The organism is Candidatus Microthrix subdominans (genome assembly GCA_016719385.1).
GTDB classification, from domain to species: Bacteria; Actinomycetota; Acidimicrobiia; order Acidimicrobiales; family Microtrichaceae; genus Microthrix; species Microthrix subdominans.
This window is the reverse complement of sequence record JADJZA010000010.1, coordinates 179,048-196,353: the sequence shown is the minus strand read 5'-3', so window position 1 is coordinate 196,353 and position 17,306 is coordinate 179,048. Positions and strand designations below refer to the sequence as shown.

Genomic DNA, 17,306 nt, shown 5'->3' with positions numbered 1-17,306 from the left:
GCTAGGCCCCGGCGGTATCGCTGTCGGCGTCGGGCTTGGTGCCCCGATCGGCCGGAGCCTCGCCGAGCACATAGCCCGAGCCCCGGACCGTGCGCAGGTCTTCCCGGCCGAAGGGGCGGTCGATCTTGCGTCGGAGGTACCCGACGTACACCTCGACCACGTTGGGGTCGCCGGCGAAATCCTGGCCCCACACCTGCTCGAGTAGTTCCCGCTTGGAGACCGTTTCGCCGGCACGACGCATCAGCACCTCCAACAACCCGTACTCGCGGGGCGAGAGCGCGATATCGGTCCCGTCGCGCCGCACCTTGCGGCCGACCGGGTCCAGCTCAAGCCCACCGACCATCACCGGGGCCAAGGCACCCTCGGAGACCCGGCGGGTCAGGGCCCGCAGGCGAGCGATCAGCACGACGTAGCTGAACGGCTTGCGAAGGAAGTCGTCCGCCCCGGTATCGAGTGCCTCCGCCTCGTCGTACTCCCCCTCCTTGGCCGTCAGCATGAGGATCGGCGTCCACACGCCCGCCTCCCGAAGCGACCGGCACACCTGGAAGCCGTTCATACCCGGGAGAAGAATGTCCAACACGATGGCGTCATAGGTCGCCGAGCGGGCCCGCTCGTAGCCGTCCTTGCCGTCGTGAGTGACGTCGACGTCGAAGCCCTCCTCCCTCAATCCCCGGGCAACCGCTGCCGCCAGCTCGACTTCGTCCTCGACCACCAGTATTCGCACCACACCATTGTGACGTGCGGGGGCCTCGAAGTTGCTAGTTGGATCTCAGTCGTAGGTTGCCTCGATGCCCCAGCCCCCGGCTTCGAGGGCGTAGAGGCGGGCCACGCCGTCGGCGGTCACCGCCTGGATGCGCGCCCGACGACGGCCCTCGGTGGCATCCCACCACCGCTCGTCGACGGGCCATGGCCCCGCCCAGGCCGTGATCGCCACCCGCGCCCCACCCACATCGACCGCCTGGGGCGGCGCGCTCAGCCCACCCCGGCCGCTCACCCCGACCAGCCGACCCTCGGCGTCGATCAGCTGGGTCGGCAGCGGCGGATCGTGGATCACCGCCGGCGCGGGCGCCGGCAGCCGGCCCGGCCATGGATGAGCCCGCCCGGCGGTAGCCGCCGAGGGACCCGTCGCACCGCCACCGACGGGTGAGCGCGCTCCGCCACCGCCTCCGCCAGAGCGGACTCCGCCACCGGCGGGTGCGTTCCCACCGTCGAGGCGGGTGTCGTAGGGAACGAGCACCACGCCCTCCCCTGGCGCCCGGCCCCCCGCCGCCTCCAACACGAGCACGGCGTCGGCGCCGAGCAACCCCTCGACCCGGGCGAGTGCACGCCGCGCCCGCTCGGCGGCGGAGTCGCGCCCACCCCAAAACCCCAGCTGCCGACCCGTGGCCGCCACCACGCGGTCGGGCACCAGCTCGAGGCGCACCACGCCGCCTTGGAGGCGTTCGGCCAGCGGCACCCGGTGGGCCGGGCTCCCGCCGGCCCCGCGCCCCGACAGCCACCCCTCAAGCTGCCAGCGCAACCGTTGGGCCACCCCGGTGGCGCTGAGCACCCCCTCGTGGCGCCAGCAGCGCTCGATGCGTTCGCCATGCTCGGTCTCGGCGATCACCACCACCGACTCACAGGCCAGACCCCGGCGGGTGAGCGCACTGTGGAACTCCTCGGCCAGCCCCCGAACGACGAACGCCGCCGCGTCCACCCGGTCGGCGGGCGGATCGAGCTCGCGGATCGCACGGAGATCCGCCGGCGGGGCCACCGCTTCGGTCGGCACATCGTCGTCGCCCCAGGCCAGTCGCCAGGCATCGAGGCCGGCGGCCCCGAAGCGCCCCGCCACGTCGGCCGGGTCGAGGGCGGCGAAGGCCCCCAGGGTGCGCAGGCCCAGGCGCTCGAGCAGGTCGACCAACTCCTCCCGGCGAGCGTCATCCGCCCGCAGTTGAGCGACCGGCAGATCGGCCAGAAACGCCGGGGTGGCGCCGGCACGGACGATCAGCGGACCATCGACGGCACGACGGGCCGCCGTACGGGCGGCGAACGCCCCCTCGGCCACGCCCACCCTGATCTCCGGGCCGTCATCGAACGCGCCGTTCCCAGCCGCAGCCGCTGCGCTTCCCTCAGGATCGGCAGGCTCCCCCACGGTCGCCGTCAGGGCGAGGTCGAGCACCCGGGCGACCAGCGCCTCGTCGCCGCCGAGGTGCCGCGCCGGCGGACCGGCGGGAAACGACGCCCGGCCCGGGCGGTGCAGCTCCACCCGGGGGGTCACCGCATCAAGCGCCCGAACCACCGGCTCGAAGGCCCGGGCCTCGCGGGCCGGATCGCGGTCCAGCAATCGCACCTCGGGGCACCGGGTCTGGGCTTCTCGACGACGGAGCCCGACCGCCACCCCGTCGCGACGCGCCGCCCGGTTGGCCGCCACCACCCGGTTGCCCGACAGCACCACCGCCGGCTGGTCGTGCGGCACGCCCCAGGCCACCACCGGCCAGTCGGGGCACCACAGGGCGAGCACCCGCTCCGGCCCGGTCCTCACCGGTCACCCATCGGCCGGCGGTCTCGGTTCATGCCAACATGCGCCCACGCCGGACCGCCACGCACCCCGCACACACCCGCGCAGACCCACCACGCACCCCGCGCCTGCGTTCGTCCGATACGGCACACGCCGCCCGGGGTCGCACGCCATCGGCCACGTCACATGCCACCCGTACCGGTGGGACGCAACGGCACCACCTCGGCGGATCGGCCCGGTCGATCGGCATCGAACTCGCCCGCCTCGACGCGGCGGACCCGTCCCTGGTCGTCGGGCAGCCACAGCACCCCCCGTCCACCCGCCGACGCCCGCCGACGCCCGCCGACGGCCACCTCGATCAGCCGTCCGTCGAGGTGGCCCCATCCCTGGCCCAGCCCGCCCCAGCGAAGCGCCCGTGCCTGCAATGACAGCTCGGCGTCTGCCCATCGGTCGTCCAGCGAGGCGTTGGGTCGCCGCGCTCGACCGGCGCCCGGGCGTGCGAAGCCGGGCTGTACCCGGACCAGGACGCTGCCCCGTTCCCGGGCCCTGGCCCGCAACCGCCGGACGGCCGTGGGCGACAACCCCACCTCGGGGCCGACGAGCACCACATCGGCGGCGTCGACCACGGCCGCCATCACCTCGGTGACCATCACCCCGGTGGCAGGCGATCGGTCACCCACCCGCACCACAACCGACCGCTCGGCGACCACCCCCAGCGCCAAGGCCATCTCCCAGTTGAACTCGTCCATACCCACCGCCACCACCCACGACCCCGCCTTGCTGGCCTCGACCGCCAACAGGGCGGCCAGCGACACGGCACCGCAGGGCCCGCCGACCGAAACGGTCGACCCGCGCGCCACCCCGCCGCCGGGCAGCAGTTCGGCCAAAGCGGCCACCACCGGCAGCTTCTGTTGGGACGCCAAGCTGACCGGAGCCAAGCTGGCCGACAGCTGACGCACCCGGGCGCGCCGCTCGGTCGGGTCGTCGATCCGGGTTGCCAACGCCGGGAGCGACAGGTTGTGAGGTGATACGGCTGCGGACATCACCCCAGCATCGAACACTCGTTCGATGCTGTCAATGTCCGCAGTCAACCCGCACCACGCCGAGCAACGCTGCACCAGACTGCCGCTGTGGACGAACCCCCGCTGATCGACCTCTCGCCGCTGCTCGACGACCAGGCGCTCCCAATCGACGACCGGACAGCCGGACACCGCTCGCCCGTCCGGCAAGGCGCCCCGACCACCTCCCAGCTCCGGGTCGCCGAGGCGCTGGACGTGGCCTGTCGCACCCAGGGGTTCTTTCGTGTCACCGGTCACGGCATCGACCCGGCCCTGTTCGCCGATCTGGACCGACTGGCCCGCCGGTTCTTCGCCCAGAGCGACCAAACCAAGGCCGAGATCGCCATGGCCATGGCAGGGCCCGCTTGGAGGGGCTGGTTTCCCGTCGGTGCCGAGCTGACCTCGGGACGGCCCGACCATAAGGAGGGGATCTACTTCGGCACCGAACTACCCAACGACGATCCCCGGGTGCGGGCGGGCACCCCGCTGCATGGCCCCAACCTGTTCCCCGACGAGCCGGCCGGGCTGGGCACCGCCGTATTGGCTTACCTCGACGCCGCCACCCGGGTGGGCCACGCCATCATGTCCGGCCTGGCCATCGCCTTGGGGTTGCCGCGCGGCTGGTTCGCCGATGATTTGACCGCCGACCCCACCGTGCTGTTTCGGATCTTTCACTACCCACCCGAGGTGGAGGCACCCGAGGGCGGCCCACACCTCACCACCCCGCGTGCGCCCGCCTGGGGCGTGGCCGAACATACCGATTACGGCCTACTGACCCTGCTCGCCCAGGACGATCGGGGCGGCCTGGAGGTTCGGGTGGACGGCCGCTGGCTGCCGGTTCCCGCCGAACCCAGCGTCCTGGTGTGCAACCTGGGCGACATGCTCGAAGCGCTCACCGCCGGGCGTTACCGCTCTACCCCCCACCGGGTGCGCAACACAAGCGGCGCAGGGCGGCTGTCGTTCCCACTGTTCTTCGACCCCGGCTGGGACGCCCGGGTGCGGCCGCTGCCCCTCGACAGCTTGACGGCACCGTCAGACCCCAGCGACCCGCACCGTCCGACGGTCAGTTCCGACTCGGTCGCAACCCCCTCGATACAGCAACGGTGGGACCGGACCGACCCCGCGGCCTGGACCGGCACCTACGGCGAGTACCTCACCGCCAAGGTGTCCCGGGTGTTTCCCGAACTGTTCGCGTCGCTCGAGGGTTGAGCGGAGCGGGCGAGACCCGCGTCGGACCGCTCAGGACCCGGCGAGGATCAAGAGTGCACCGACGATGGCGGCTGCGACGGCGGCGGCATGCTTGGGCGTCACCGACTCACCGAGAAACACCGAACCACCGAGGACGCCGAAGGCCGTCGACGTCTCGCGCAGCCCAGACACCAGGCCGAGCGGGCTGGTGCGGGACGCGATCAGCACCAGCAGATACGCCGTGACCCCCGCGCAGCCGGCCATGCCCAGGCGCCACGGCTGGGCCCGCATCGTGTCGACCATCGACCGGCGACCCCTCACCCGCAGCACCACCACGCTCAACAGCGCCGTCTGCAGCACGAACAGTGCGGCGATGTAGCGCAGTGCATCGTCGCCGGCACGAACCCCGGCGCCGTCGCTCAGGGTGTAGGAGGCGATGAACAGGCCGGTGAACACGGCCCAGCGATACCCGGCCAGGCTGCCCCGCCGCATCATCGACATCAGCCCCCCGGACACGAGCGCCACGCCGACGATGCCCAGCGGCGAGATGGCGTCACCCAGCAGGGTCACCCCGCCGATGGTGACCAGCAGTGGGGCGGTGCCCCGGGCCACCGGGTAGGCGACCGCCAGGTCGGTGAGCTCGTAGGCCCGCGACAGCGCCAGGACGTAGCCGACGTGGATGCCCACCGACAGCGCCAGCCACCCGAGCGCCTCGGCCGGCGGCGGACCCAGCACGACCAACACGGGCAGGCTGACCAGGCCGCCGACTCCCATGATGGCCCAGGCGGCCAGCAACCGGTCATCGCTGTCCTTCATCGCAAGGTTCCAGGCGGCGTGCAACATGGCGGCAACCAGCACCATGACGAATGTGGCGACGCTCACGAGCGCCAACCCGTGCGGCGCTCGAACATCAGGCGGCGGTTGCCGCCGACCAGGGCGTTGATCGGTCGCTGACGCCTGGGCACGGTCGACAGGCTTGCCCTCTTCGGTACGGGGTCGCAACACCGGCGAGCGACGACGCCCAGTTTGCCAGTGGTGTCCAGCCGGTGTCGGTGCCCCAGATTGTGGTGCCCACGGCTGCTGGCGGTACCACCCTGGTGGGCGTGCCCACCCCCAGGCTCCGGCGTTTACCCCGCTGGTCGATGCCGGTCCTCGGCGCTGCGATCGCAGCCCTGGCGATCGCCTTCGTCGTGCGATCGCTCGGGCAAGACTGGGACCGGATCTCCGAGGCGTTCTCCGACATGGCGATCGTGCCCGCTGTGCTTGCGCTGGTCATCGCCGTCGCAGCGATGAGTGCGATCGGCGCCTTGTGGGGCGTTGTGCTGACCGAACGGGGTGCGCCCACACCGCCAAGCACCGCCCTGCGCTGGTACTTCGTCGGCGAGCTGGGCAAGTACATCCCGGGCGGAATCTGGCCGGTCCTGGGCCGCAGCGAGTTGGCCCGCCGCTCCGGCGCGCAGGCGAGCGCGGCCTATGCCTCGACGATCGTCTCCCTGCTCTATCTGTACGGCGCCGCCGTGCTGACGGTGGCGGGCGTAGCCCCGTGGCTGGACAACCTGCCGCTATGGAGCCGCGTCATCCTCATCGCCGGCGGGGTGGCGGTCATCGGCGCCCTCCACCCCACGATCGGTGCCTGGGTGTTCGCCCGTCTGGCGGCCATTTCCGGGCGGCCACTCGACATCCCGTCGCCGCCCTGGGGCCGAGCGGTCGTTACCGTGATCGCCTACGTACCCGCATGGCTCCTGATCGGGACGGTCAGTTGGGCACTCGGGGTGGGGTTGGGCTTCGACGTCGCGCCGGTCGCCCTTGTCGGCGCCACCGTCGCCGCATGGCTGGCCGGGTTTCTCGCCATCCCGGTTCCCGGGGGAGCCGGCGTTCGCGAGGCGGTGTTCGTGTTGTTGTGCGGGCTCCCCCGGGCCGAGGCGGCGGCGATCGCAGTTGCGGCGCGCGTCGTCTTCGTCGGGGTGGACGTGGCCGGCTTCGCCGTCTCGGCCCCGTTGCTGCGGTGGCTGCGGGCCTCCACCGGCGAGTAGTCCCAGCGGGGACCCGCCAGAGCGACCCCATCAACGATCGCGTCACGTGAAGGTTCGGCAACCGCCATCAGCCACGGCGTCACCCGCCGGCCTGTCGCTGAGGCGCTCCCTCAACGAGGCTCGGAAACCGCCATCAGCCACGGCGTCACCCGCCGAACGGTGACCGACCCGAAATGCGGCTCAAGCGCCAACCGCAGCCGACGCGGCGTGAATCGCTGGAGGTGCTCCACGTCGTTGCCCCAGCGGGCCACGTTCTTGCCTCGCGCCAAGTTCCCGAATCGAAAGAACGGCTCGTGGGGCACGGTGACGATGCAGCGGCCCTTGGTGATCCGGGCCAACTCCTCGACTGCCGGCTGAACGGTCGGCAGGTGCTCGAGCACCTCCTGGCAGACGACGGTATCGATCGACGCATCAGGAAAGGGCAACAGCCCGATGTCCCCGACCGCCGCCCCCAGGCCGGGCACTGCTGCGACCGCCAGAGCCAGTTTGGCGAAACGAAACTCGACTCCGATCGGCGTCACCCCCTCGGGGATCACCCGGGCCAGGGCCAGGCCTTCGCCGGTACCGATATCGGCCAGCCGGCCCGGGTCGGGCCCGATCGCCTGGCCCACTTGCACCAACAGGCAGCCGATCAGCCACCGAACGAGCGGGTTGGAGGTGGTGTACTTCTGCTCATCCTGGCCGGCTGCTTCGAGGTCCACTCCGGCCGCCAAGCCGATGCTTCGTGGTGCGATGCCGCGACCTTAACCGAGCGGTCTCGGCCAATCCGGCGGCACCCGCACCCCGCACCCGCACCCGCACCCGCACCCGCACCCTGGCGAACTCTGCCGCTATCGCGCGCTCTACGACGCGTTAGCGGCAGAGTTCGGCCCGATGACTCACCAACCGGGTCGGGATCCCCGGAGACGGCACGACCGGCGCCTGCTTATGGTCCAACGATGGCGGACGAGTCCGAGGTGACGAGATTGGCCGGCGAGCAGCATGGGCTGGTCACCCGGGATCAGCTGCGTGGCCTGGGTTTCAGCCCGGGCATGCTGCGGTACCGGCTCATGACCGGCCGGTGGACGCCGTTGGGTCGCAACGTCGTCGCGATCGGACCGCCGCCGCAGGACCTGGTCGGCCGGTCGAGGGTGGCGAGCCTGGCGGTGCCCCAGGCTGCCCTCAGCCATAGGACGGCAGCGCTCCTTCACGATCTGCCCGGGATGTGGTCAGCGAGATCGGAACATCGGCGGCTTCTCACCTTGCCGATTGACATCTCGACAACCGGGGGTTCCAGCGGACCCCTGGCGGGCGAAATCGTTGTTCACCGCCGAGCAACCAAGCCGCGCTCGCTCTACCTGCACGGTATGCGCGTGACCACGGTGACCCAGACGCTGGTCGACTTGGCCGCGGTGCTCGACGGTGCGCAACTCGACCGGGTGGTCGACATGACACTGGCCCAGAACGGAAGTTCGCTTGAGGCCCTGGAACAACTCCTGGCGGGCATGCCCTCCCGGGGCGCCACCGGCCGAGCAGCATTGGGGCGCATCATGGCCGCCCGGCATCGACCGGGTGGATCTGCGAGCGCACTGGAACGGCTCTTCTGGGAGGGCATCAAGTCGTCCGGGATGGTGCTGCCCGAACGCCAGGTGCCGATGCCGTGGGGTGCCACGGTCGATCTTCTCTGGGTGGCGGAGCGGCTGATCGGCGAACTCGACAGCCGCTCGTGGCACGAACGACAGCGTGACCGGGAGAACGATGCCCGCCGGGACGCCGCCGCGCTCAGCCATGGGTACGCCACTTTTCGGATGACCTGGGAGATGGTGGCCGACGAGCTTGACGTCACGCTGCGCAAGCTCGCCCAAGCCATCGTGCAGCGGAGCGCATGAGCTTCCTACAACGGGCGGCGTCGGCGGTGAGCCGGTGTCGGCGATTGCGTCCGTCTGCCGGAGCATCCGGGTCGATCTCTCGACTACCCGTCGCCGGTCGGTGTCATCGGAGCATCAACGGGCAGGTCGACGGCAAACACGGTCATCTCGCGGCCGACGACCAGCTCACAACGTCCGCCCAGCTCGGCGACGGCGGCCTCGACCGCCGCCAACCCGTAGCCGCCCCGTCCCAGGCCCGGCTCCGGATCTGTCTCGGCGAGGGTGTCGGTGCGATTGGTCAACCTCAGCTGTGCGCTCCCCCGGTTGACGGTGACCTCGACGGTGGGGTGCCGATCGCTGGAGTGGGCCAGCACGTTGCCGAGGCCCTGGTTGAGCGCCAGCAATAGGGCCTGGCCGGAGGCCTCACCGAGCGTGTTCGCCGCCGGAGCCAAGTCATCCTCCGAGCGGACATCCAGCCTGGCCTCCAGCCCGAACACCCGGTAGCCGTGCACGCACTCAGCCAGCATCTCGGTCAGGTCGCTGGCGAACTCCACCGTCCCTTGGGCGAGGGCCTGCTCCAGCTTCGTGCGGGCGTCGCCCAGGACCGCCAAAGCAGCGTCATGATCGAGGTCGGGATGCTGCTGGAGGTGCAGCAACGACTGGGCCACGTAGTCGTGGCTGGCGCGCGCCGCCCATTCGGCACCCCGTGCCCTTCCCCGTCGGGCAGCCGACTCGACCTGATGGCGTCGGGCGAGATCGTTCTGGCGCTGCGCCTCCCATATGCCGGAGAGAAACAGGTGGAGGGACTGAGGAAGCCCCCAGGAGTACCCGAGGATGAGGGCGGCGTAGGCCGGCCGCTCGGTTCGGGCCAGGTTGCGCCACTCGTACCAGCCGCCGACAGCCGTGCTGATCAGCTGCCCCCACGCCAGATCCCTGGAGGACGCCGCCAAGGCCGACGATTGCAGCTGCACCTGATCGCGCACCGAGGTGTCGAACCCGGGCGTGGCCGCGCCGCGGTGCAACTCGGCGGAGATCACGCCGCCCAGCAGGCCGCTCAGCAGCGTGCGGCCGCGGGTCGCCGCTGTACCGACCCCGGTAAGCATCGGCCCCCGGTCGAGGATCCCCCAACCGGCCAAAGTAAACAACAGGCCGGTGGACGCGGCCGCCCGCGCCGGAGAGATGAGCCCTCGACGAACGCCCTCCACGCTGGCCAGGACGCACCACGCAAAGCTGGAGGTGTAGGCCACACCGGCGACGCGCCGCATCCGGATCCTCAACTCCCGGCGGGCCGCCCGATCATCCCAGGACGGCACGGGCCCTGCCCGTAGCTCCCGCGTGAGCTGCAGGTGTCGGGATCGTTCCTCCAGCCGCCGGCACCGTTCCAACACCAGCGATCGGGGCTCGGCCACCAACACCGCTTCCAGCGCTTCGAGTTCGTCGATCGCCGGACCGAGGGCCTCCCGCATCGAGGCGGCGGCAGCCTCGGATCCGGCGGCATCACGCCGTTCGGCGGCGACCCGATCGAACATGGCGTTGGCGTGTGCCCCCGAGTCGCCGAGCAGTCGGGCGGTGACCGTCAGGAACCCGATCGAGAGGTGGATGCCCACCGCGAAGGCGCGAAACGCTGGATCCCGAACCGCTCTCCAGACCAAGGGGAACTGGGACACCGACGCAGTGAGTGGAGCGTGGCGCCCCCCGGCGAGGGCGACGGCGGGCGCCACCCACACGCCGCCGCCGTAGAACCAGTTGATCTCACTGCCCTCTCGATCGGAAGGGAGGTGGGGCAGGCTCAGCTGCGCGAGCGCCGTCAGGACCGGCGACAGCCGACGGACCCGCCACAGCGCCGCCTCCCGACCGGAGCGCAGTGCCAGATCGTCGTGCAGCCATTGCACCACCACCAGACCAACCGCCAGGTGGGCTCGGGGCCGGCGCCGGTAACGTCGGTCGAGCAGCACCGAAGCAGCGCAGGTCAGCGCCAGCGTGCCCCGGGCCAGCGCAATCCCCGTTCGCATCTTGTCGTACACGACAGGAAGCGAATCCCGCAGGTTGAGCTGGTCGGCGGGGGCCACCCCCCCCGGCCCCCCCCCCCCCCCCCCCCCGCCCCCCCCCCCCCCGGCGGCCCCCCCGCCGCCCCGCCGTCGGAAGGCGTAGGACAACGACCGCCGCTCCAACGCGTTAGCTCGCGGAACGTTTCTCGGAGAGCACCTTGGACGATCCACCCGGTTCCATCGTGACGCCATAGAGCACGTCGGCCGCCTCCATCGTGCGCTTCTGGTGGCTGACGATGATCAGCTGGGCCGCATCGCGGAACTCGGCGATCAGGTCGAGGAACCGCAACAGGTTGACGTCGTCGAGTGCGGCCTCGACCTCGTCCATCACGTAGAAGGGCGAAGGCCGGCTGCGGAACACGGCGAACAGGTAGGCCAGCGCGGTCAGCGAGCGCTCGCCGCCCGACAACAGCGACAGCTTGCGCACGTTCTTGCCGGACGGGCGGGCCTTCAGCTCGATGCCGGTGTTCAGCAGGTCGTGGGGATCGGTGAGCGACAGCGATCCCTCGCCGCCGGGGAACAGGGTGGAGAACAGCGCCTCGAAGTGCCCGGCCACGTCTGCATAGGCGGCGGCGAACACCGACACGATCTCGTCGTCGACCGCCTTGATGATCTTGGACAGCTCCCGGCGCGACGAGCGCACGTCTTCCAACTGGGCGCCGAGAAACTCGTGGCGCTCGGACAGCTCGGCGAACTCGGCCACCGCCAGCGGGTTGATCGGGCCCATCAGCCGCAGCTCGCGCTCGAGCACCCGCAGCTGCTCGGCGCCGCTGATCCCCTCGGGCAGCTCGGGCGCGGGGGCGGCCTCGGCCACCTCCGGCTCCACGTCCAGTTCGGTTCGGGCCTGTTCGGTCAGCGTCTCGAGGCGCAGGCGCAGCTCCGCATCGGCCACCTCGGCCTGGTGGCGGCGTTCGCCCAGCTCGTTCAGCGAGCGTTCGGTGGAGCTTCGCTCGGAGCGCAAGCGCTCGAGCTCGCCGGTCACCGCCCGGGCCTGCTCGCTCTGTTGGCGCCGGGCCTCGCGCACGCCGACCAGGTCGGTCTCGACGACCGCCAGCCGCTTGGCGACGAACACGGCCAGGCGTTCGGTCGCCTCGGCCCGTGCGTCCAGCTCGACGCGACGCTCGGCGGCGGCCTCCGCCTCGGCGCGGTTGCGCTCCAGTCGGTCGCGCACCGACACTCGACGGTCGGTCAGCATGCGGCGACGCTCCTCCACCCCCGCCGCCCGCACTTCCAGCTCGCGGCGCAGCGCAGCGGTGGCGCCGGCCCGTTCGTCCAGCCGGGCCCGGGCCTCGCCCATCGCCCGCTCGCGTTCGGCCAGGTGGGCCTCCTCGGCCTCCAGCGCAGGCAGCGCCCGTTCCAGCTCGAGTCGCCGGGCGGCGTCGGCCTGCGAGCGTTCGGCGAGCTCGGCCGCCTCCGCGTCGAGGCGTACCAGTTCGGCGTCGGCCTCGCTTGCGGCTGCGGTGGCCCGCTCGGCCTCGCGCTCGGCCGACGTGCGGGCAGCCTTGGCCCGGTCGCGGGCCCGCTCGGCGTCGCGCAGCACAGCGTCGGCCTCCGACGCCGAGGTCCTGGCGGCGACCAGCGCCGCCTTGGCCTGCTCGTCGACCGCCTGGGTCCGCTCGGCGTGCCCTTCGGCCTCTTCGAGCGCAGCACCGGTCGCTTCGGTGGTCGAGGTGCCGATCCGCCAGCCGGAGACGCCGAAGCGGTCGCCGTCGCGGGTGACGACCACCCGGCCGGGGTGCGCGAGTGCCACGTCGGCGGCGACGCGCCAACCGCCGTCGACGCACACGGCCCCGCCGAGCAGGGCGTCCAACAGAGCGTCCACGCCTCGACCTGCGGCTTGGGAGCCGGCCCGCACGTGGGAGCGCACCGACGACGTGGTGGCGATCACCGAATCATGGTCGCCACCGGGCGCCGCACCGAGGGCGAGCACCGCACCGGCGCCACCGTCCGCGCTGAGGGCGTCGAGCGCTCGGCGGGCCGCTGCGGGGTCGGCCATCACCACCGACGAGAGCGAGTCGCCGGCGGCGGCCTCGAAGGCGGCCTCCCATCCGGCGTCCACCTCGATGACGTCGAGCAGCGTGCCGATGTAGCCCTCCACCTGGGCGATGCGCTCGGCCCCGGCCCGGCTGCGGGCGGCATCGAGAGCCTGAGCCAGAGCCTTGGAACGGGCCGTCCACCCGGCGCGCTCGTTGGCGGCGTCGCGGGCGGCCTCGTCGGCCTTGGCCAGCGCGCTGCGAGCGGCGTCCCGATCGGCCTCGGCGGCGACAACCGCGGCGTCGTGGTCGGCCTCGCCCAGCGCCAGCTGGGCCTCGGCGGTGGCGATCTCCTCGGCGAGGCGCAATCGTCGTTGGGTCAACTGCTCGCGCCGGCTGGTCAGCCGCTGCGCATCGCGCTCCTGGGCGTCGATGGCGCGGCCCAACGCGGCCAACTCACCGCGCACTCCGGCGGCGTCGCCGCTCGGCTTGGGCACCCCATCACCCCAGGTGGCCTCGAAGTCGGCTCGGGCGACCGACAGCGCCTGCTCAGCGCGGCGCCACTCGTCGTCGGCATCCTCCAACGCGTGGGTGGCGGTATCGACGCCGGCGATGTCCAGGTCGAGCTGGGCGCCCTCGGCCTCGAGCGCAGCGATCACGCCCTCGTCGATGAACGACTCGCGCTCACGTTCCAGGTTGCGGCGACGCTCGGCCAGCAATGCGCCCTGGCCGCGCGCCCGCTCGCGCAGCGCCTCGTAGCGGGTCAACCAGCCGGAGTGGTCGGCCTCGCCCGAGGCGGCCAGTTCGGCTTCGGCGGCGACCACCCGGGCGTCGAGGTCGGCCAGGGCGGCCCGCAACCGCTGATCCTCGGTGCGCATGGCAGCACCGTCGGCGGCCCGCTCGGCCAGCTGGCGGCGCAACCCGGCCAGGCGCTTGCCCAGCAGGTGGATGCGCAGCGCCGACAGCTCGGCGGTGAGGTCGCCGTGACGCCGGGCCGCTTCGGCCTGACGCTCCAGCGGTCGCAGCTGACGGCGAACCTCGCGCAGCAGGTCGCTCACCCGGGTGAGGTTGGCCTCGGTCGAGGCCAACCGGCGCTCGGCCCGTTCCTTGCGGCGACGGTGCTTGAGGATCCCGGCCGCCTCCTCGATGATCGCCCGGCGATCCTCGGCCTTGGCGTTGAGCACCGCATCGATCTGGCCCTGGCTGATGATGACGTGTTGTTGGCGGCCCACGCCGCTGTCCGACAGCAGATCCTGGATGTCGAGCAGGCGACAGGTGGCGCCGTTGATCGAGTATTCGCTGTCGCCGGAGCGAAACAGCACCCGCTTGATCGTCACCTCGGCGAACTCGATCGGCAACATGCCCGCCGAGTTGTCGATCGTGAGCGACACCTCGGCCCGGCCCAGCGCCGAGCGGTTGTCCGCACCGGCGAAGATCACATCGTCCATCTTGGCCGAGCGCACCGCCGACGGCGCTTGGGCACCGAGCACCCAGCCGATGGCATCGACCACGTTGGACTTGCCCGAACCGTTGGGTCCGACCACGACGGTGACGCCGGGCTCCATCACCAGGGTGGTCGAGTCAGCGAAGGACTTGAACCCTTTCAGTTGCAGGCTCTTGAGGAACACCGGTGCTTAGACCTGGGTCTGCTCGCAATAGAACGTCCAGCCGTGGCCGTAGCGGCGCTTCACCACCGGTCCGCGGGCCCTCGGGCTCATCAGGCCGTCCTTGCGGTACACCGCCAGGTACTCGCCGTAGCCGCCGGTCTTGCCGGACAGGTCCTCGAACGGCGGATCGTCGACGGCGGTGCCGCCGTACTTGATCGCATCGTGCATCGTCTCGACGACCGCCCGGTACAGGCGGCGGACCTCCTGGGCCGACAGCGACGCCGGGTTCCGGTCGAAGCGCAGGCCGGAGGTGAACAGGATCTCGTCGGAGTAGATCGGTCCGATCCCGACGAGGAACGTCTGGTCCATCAGGATCGACTTCAGCTTGCCGCTGCGGCGCAGCAGCGCATCGCCGAACGACACCCACGACACCGGGGTCGCCACGACGTCCATGCCCAGCGCGGTGGCGTCGGGCAGGGTGGTGAGGTCCTCCTGGGCCAGCAACCGCACCTCGCAGGTCTTCTCCGGATCGTTGAGCCGGATCGGTTTGCCCTGCGTGAACGAGATCACCAGATCGGACTCGGGCTCGGGCCGGGGCGGCGACGAGTCGGTCTTGCGGGACTTCGACTTGGCCTTCTCCGGAATGTCCTTGCGCAGCCACGAGCCGGCGCCAAGGCGGATCGTCATCGCCTGACCGCCGGCCAAGCGGAAGACGAGGTAGGGCCCGAGCCGTTCGACGTTGGACACCTTGATGCCTTCGGTGCCTTCGGTCAGCTCCTTCTCGGTGGTCTCCACCAGCAGCTTGGGCCGGTGGACGGCGATCGAGGCGATCTTCTTGCCGCCCGCCTCACGCTCGAGATCTCGCCGGATCACTTCGTACTCGGGTAATTCCATGGGCTCTCCGTTCATCGCTGTTGCCCTGGGAGGATGCTCGTGCCCCGTCAGCGGGGGCTGCTTGCCCTGGGATGGAAGGTGTTGATCTGTCGGCTGGCGTTCTGGGTGCTGATACTCGCGGTACTGGGCGTCTCGCGCCACCGCAACCACTACTCCGGTGTCTCCAGGGCCCCGAGTGCGAGGCCGGCCGCTGCCTGTTCTGACTGTCGTTTCGAGTGCCCCGTGCCGGGCCCGAAGCGCCTGTCGCTGACCTCGACCGTAGTACTGAACTGCTTGCGGTGGTCGGGGCCGGAGGATTCGGTGTGGTAGCGAGGCTCGCCGAGACCTCGCGCCGCCGCCAACTCCTGCAGGTGGGATTTGGGATCGGCCAGCCCCAGGCGTTGGTCGAAGACCGGCTCCAGGAGGCCTGTCACCACCCGGCGTGCCGCCTCGAACCCACCGTCGAGGTACACCGCTCCGATCAGGGCTTCGGTGGCATCGGCGAGGATCGAGGCCTTGTCCCGTCCCCCGCTGGTGTCCTCGCCCCGCCCGAGCCGCAGCGCCGATCCCACGTCGATCCGTCGGGCCGCTTCGGCCAGCGTCGTCTCGTCGACCAGCTCGGCCCGGGCACGGGCCAGGCGACCCTCGGCCTGTTCGCTGCGGCGCCGATACAGCGCATCGGTGATGACCAACCCGAGCACCGAGTCGCCGAGAAACTCCAGGCGTTCGTTCGACTCGGCCAGCTGCTCCTCGGCGAACGCCGAGCGGTGCACCAGAGCCAGACGAAGCAGCTGAACGTTGGCAAAGTCGTGGCCCAGCCGCTGGGCCAAGGCTCGGGCTGCGCCCTTTTGATCACGATTCGGTCGACGGCTGCCCACGGTGCGGGATCGCTGCGCGATGGCGGCGCTCAGGATCCCATCCGAGCCATGACGTAGTCGACGGCATCGCGCACGGTGAGCAGGTCGACCAGGTCCTCGTCGTCGAAGAGCACCGCGCAGGAACGCTCGGCCAGCTCGTCCTCGAGCACCTCGACCAACTCGACGAGGGCGAGGCTGTCGGTGTGAAGGTCCTCGGCGAAGCGGTCATCCTCGCCGATCGCGTCGACATCGGACTCCATGATGTCGGCCAGCTGCTCCTTGACGAGTTGCAGCACTGCGTCACGGTCGAGCGACTGGCGTTCCATGTGTGTCTCGGCGGGCACCGCTGCCTCCATCTGGTCGACAGGCTGGTCGGTGACGAGCCCGTGGTGACGAGTACCTGTGAACGGCCCGCCGGGTAAACGGGCCCTTCATCGGAGGGGCGACCTTACTACCGTTGGCCGTCACCGGTTTCGACCGGGCCCAGACCGGGCTGGCCTGGCTCCCGAGTCGGAGGCACTGCGGCTCCACTCCTGCCAGCCCCGGCGACAAATCGGGCGGCCCCCTCGAGGGTCTCGCCGCTGTGCAGCGTCGCCAACCCCAGCCGGGTCTCGTTGGCCAGCGCATCGTCGAGGCCGAGGCCCCACTGCTCGTAGCTGGAACGCCGATCGTTGCGCAGGCACTGCTGCGGAAACTCGGCGATCGACGCCGCCAGCTCGAGCGCGGCGTCGAGCGCCGATCCCGGCGCGCACGTGCGGTTGGCCAGGCCCCACTCCCCCGCCTCCACCCCGGAGATCCCCCGGCCGGTGAGGATCATGTCCGACGCCCGGCTCTGGCCGATCAGACGAGGCAACCGCACCGTGCCGCCATCGACCAGGGGCACCCCGAAGCGGCGGCAGTACACGCCGAAGGTGGCGTCGGTGGCCGCCACCCGCAGGTCACACCACAGCGCCAGTTCGAGCCCGCCGGCGACGGCGAAGCCCTCGACTGCGGCGATCACGGGCTTGTCGAGCAGCAGCCGCGTGCAGCCGAGCGGCGCCGGTGCGTCGGGGTCGTCGGACACCCGGTTGCCGTCGCCCGTGCCGATCGCATGCAGGTCGGCCCCGGCGCAGAAGTTGCCGCCGGCACCGGTCAACACGGCCACGTCGAGGCCTCCGTCAGCATCGAAGGCGACAAACGCCCGGTGCAATTCGTCGGCGGTCGTGCGGTCGACGGCGTTGCGGCGCTTCGGGCGGTCGATGGTGACCACCAGGGTCCGGCCGGTGGTCTCTGTGGCTATGCCCATGGCGTCCACAGTGTCACGGTTCTCTGGGTCACGGTTCTCT

At 71.3% G+C, this 17,306-nt stretch carries 14 protein-coding genes; 3 read left to right on the top strand and 11 right to left on the bottom strand.

The genetic code is table 11. From position 1 onward, the window contains the following. Nucleotide 1 precedes the first annotated feature (1 nt). The 3 genes from IPN02_18325 to IPN02_18315 form a co-directional block, all read right to left on the bottom strand. On the bottom strand, nt 2-724 hold the full coding sequence (locus IPN02_18325; GenBank protein ID MBK9298743.1) for a response regulator transcription factor: 723 nt from the start codon (nt 722-724) through the stop codon (nt 2-4). Nucleotides 725-769: 45 nt separating this feature from the next. After that, on the bottom strand, nt 770-2,521 hold the full coding sequence (locus IPN02_18320) for a DNA polymerase Y family protein (GenBank protein MBK9298742.1): 1,752 nt from the start codon (nt 2,519-2,521) through the stop codon (nt 770-772). 158 nt (nt 2,522-2,679) lie between these two features. Continuing rightward, nucleotides 2,680-3,540: a hypothetical protein gene (locus IPN02_18315; GenBank protein ID MBK9298741.1), complete on the bottom strand. Its 861-nt coding sequence runs from the start codon at nt 3,538-3,540 to the stop codon at nt 2,680-2,682. Between the two features lie 105 nt (nt 3,541-3,645). On the opposite strand from IPN02_18315, the gene IPN02_18310 reads away from it, so the two are divergent. After that, complete coding sequence (locus IPN02_18310; GenBank protein ID MBK9298740.1) at nt 3,646-4,764, top strand: isopenicillin N synthase family oxygenase; 1,119 nt, start codon at nt 3,646-3,648, stop codon at nt 4,762-4,764. Nucleotides 4,765-4,794: 30 nt separating this feature from the next. Here IPN02_18310 and IPN02_18305 read toward each other — a convergent pair whose 3' ends face one another. Then, nucleotides 4,795-5,625, bottom strand: coding sequence for an EamA family transporter (locus IPN02_18305; GenBank protein ID MBK9298739.1), 831 nt, complete (start codon nt 5,623-5,625; stop codon nt 4,795-4,797). Between the two features lie 221 nt (nt 5,626-5,846). On the opposite strand from IPN02_18305, the gene IPN02_18300 reads away from it, so the two are divergent. Continuing rightward, complete coding sequence (locus tag IPN02_18300; protein ID MBK9298738.1) at nt 5,847-6,776, top strand: flippase-like domain-containing protein; 930 nt, start codon at nt 5,847-5,849, stop codon at nt 6,774-6,776. Between the two features lie 110 nt (nt 6,777-6,886). Here IPN02_18300 and IPN02_18295 read toward each other — a convergent pair whose 3' ends face one another. Next, nucleotides 6,887-7,477 carry a class I SAM-dependent methyltransferase gene (locus IPN02_18295; GenBank protein ID MBK9298737.1) on the bottom strand — a complete coding sequence of 197 codons (591 nt, stop codon included), beginning with the start codon at nt 7,475-7,477 and terminating at the stop codon, nt 6,887-6,889. Nucleotides 7,478-7,714: 237 nt separating this feature from the next. Here IPN02_18295 and IPN02_18290 point away from each other — a divergent pair, with 237 nt between their 5' ends. Then, nucleotides 7,715-8,644 (top strand): DUF559 domain-containing protein, encoded by a 930-nt coding sequence (locus tag IPN02_18290; GenBank protein ID MBK9298736.1) that lies wholly within the window; start codon nt 7,715-7,717, stop codon nt 8,642-8,644. 83 nt (nt 8,645-8,727) lie between these two features. Here the strand turns inward: IPN02_18290 and IPN02_18285 are convergent, their stop codons facing one another. From IPN02_18285 to IPN02_18260, 6 genes are all read right to left on the bottom strand, one after another. After that, nucleotides 8,728-10,692 (bottom strand): hypothetical protein, encoded by a 1,965-nt coding sequence (locus IPN02_18285; protein ID MBK9298735.1) that lies wholly within the window; start codon nt 10,690-10,692, stop codon nt 8,728-8,730. A gap of 106 nt (nt 10,693-10,798) precedes the next feature. Beyond that, a complete protein-coding gene (gene smc / locus IPN02_18280) occupies nt 10,799-14,272 on the bottom strand; it encodes a chromosome segregation protein SMC (GenBank protein MBK9298734.1) in 3,474 nt (1,157 codons plus the stop codon). A 6-nt stretch (nt 14,273-14,278) separates the two neighbouring features. Continuing rightward, nucleotides 14,279-15,145, bottom strand: coding sequence for a hypothetical protein (locus IPN02_18275; GenBank protein MBK9298733.1), 867 nt, complete (start codon nt 15,143-15,145; stop codon nt 14,279-14,281). Nucleotides 15,146-15,294: 149 nt separating this feature from the next. Then, complete coding sequence (gene rnc / locus IPN02_18270) at nt 15,295-15,954, bottom strand: ribonuclease III (GenBank protein MBK9298732.1); 660 nt, start codon at nt 15,952-15,954, stop codon at nt 15,295-15,297. A gap of 77 nt (nt 15,955-16,031) precedes the next feature. Next, entirely contained in the window at nt 16,032-16,307 is a 276-nt protein-coding gene (locus IPN02_18265; protein MBK9298731.1) for an acyl carrier protein, read from the bottom strand. 125 nt (nt 16,308-16,432) lie between these two features. Then, nucleotides 16,433-17,266, bottom strand: coding sequence for a crotonase/enoyl-CoA hydratase family protein (locus IPN02_18260; GenBank protein MBK9298730.1), 834 nt, complete (start codon nt 17,264-17,266; stop codon nt 16,433-16,435). Nucleotides 17,267-17,306: the final 40 nt, after the last annotated feature.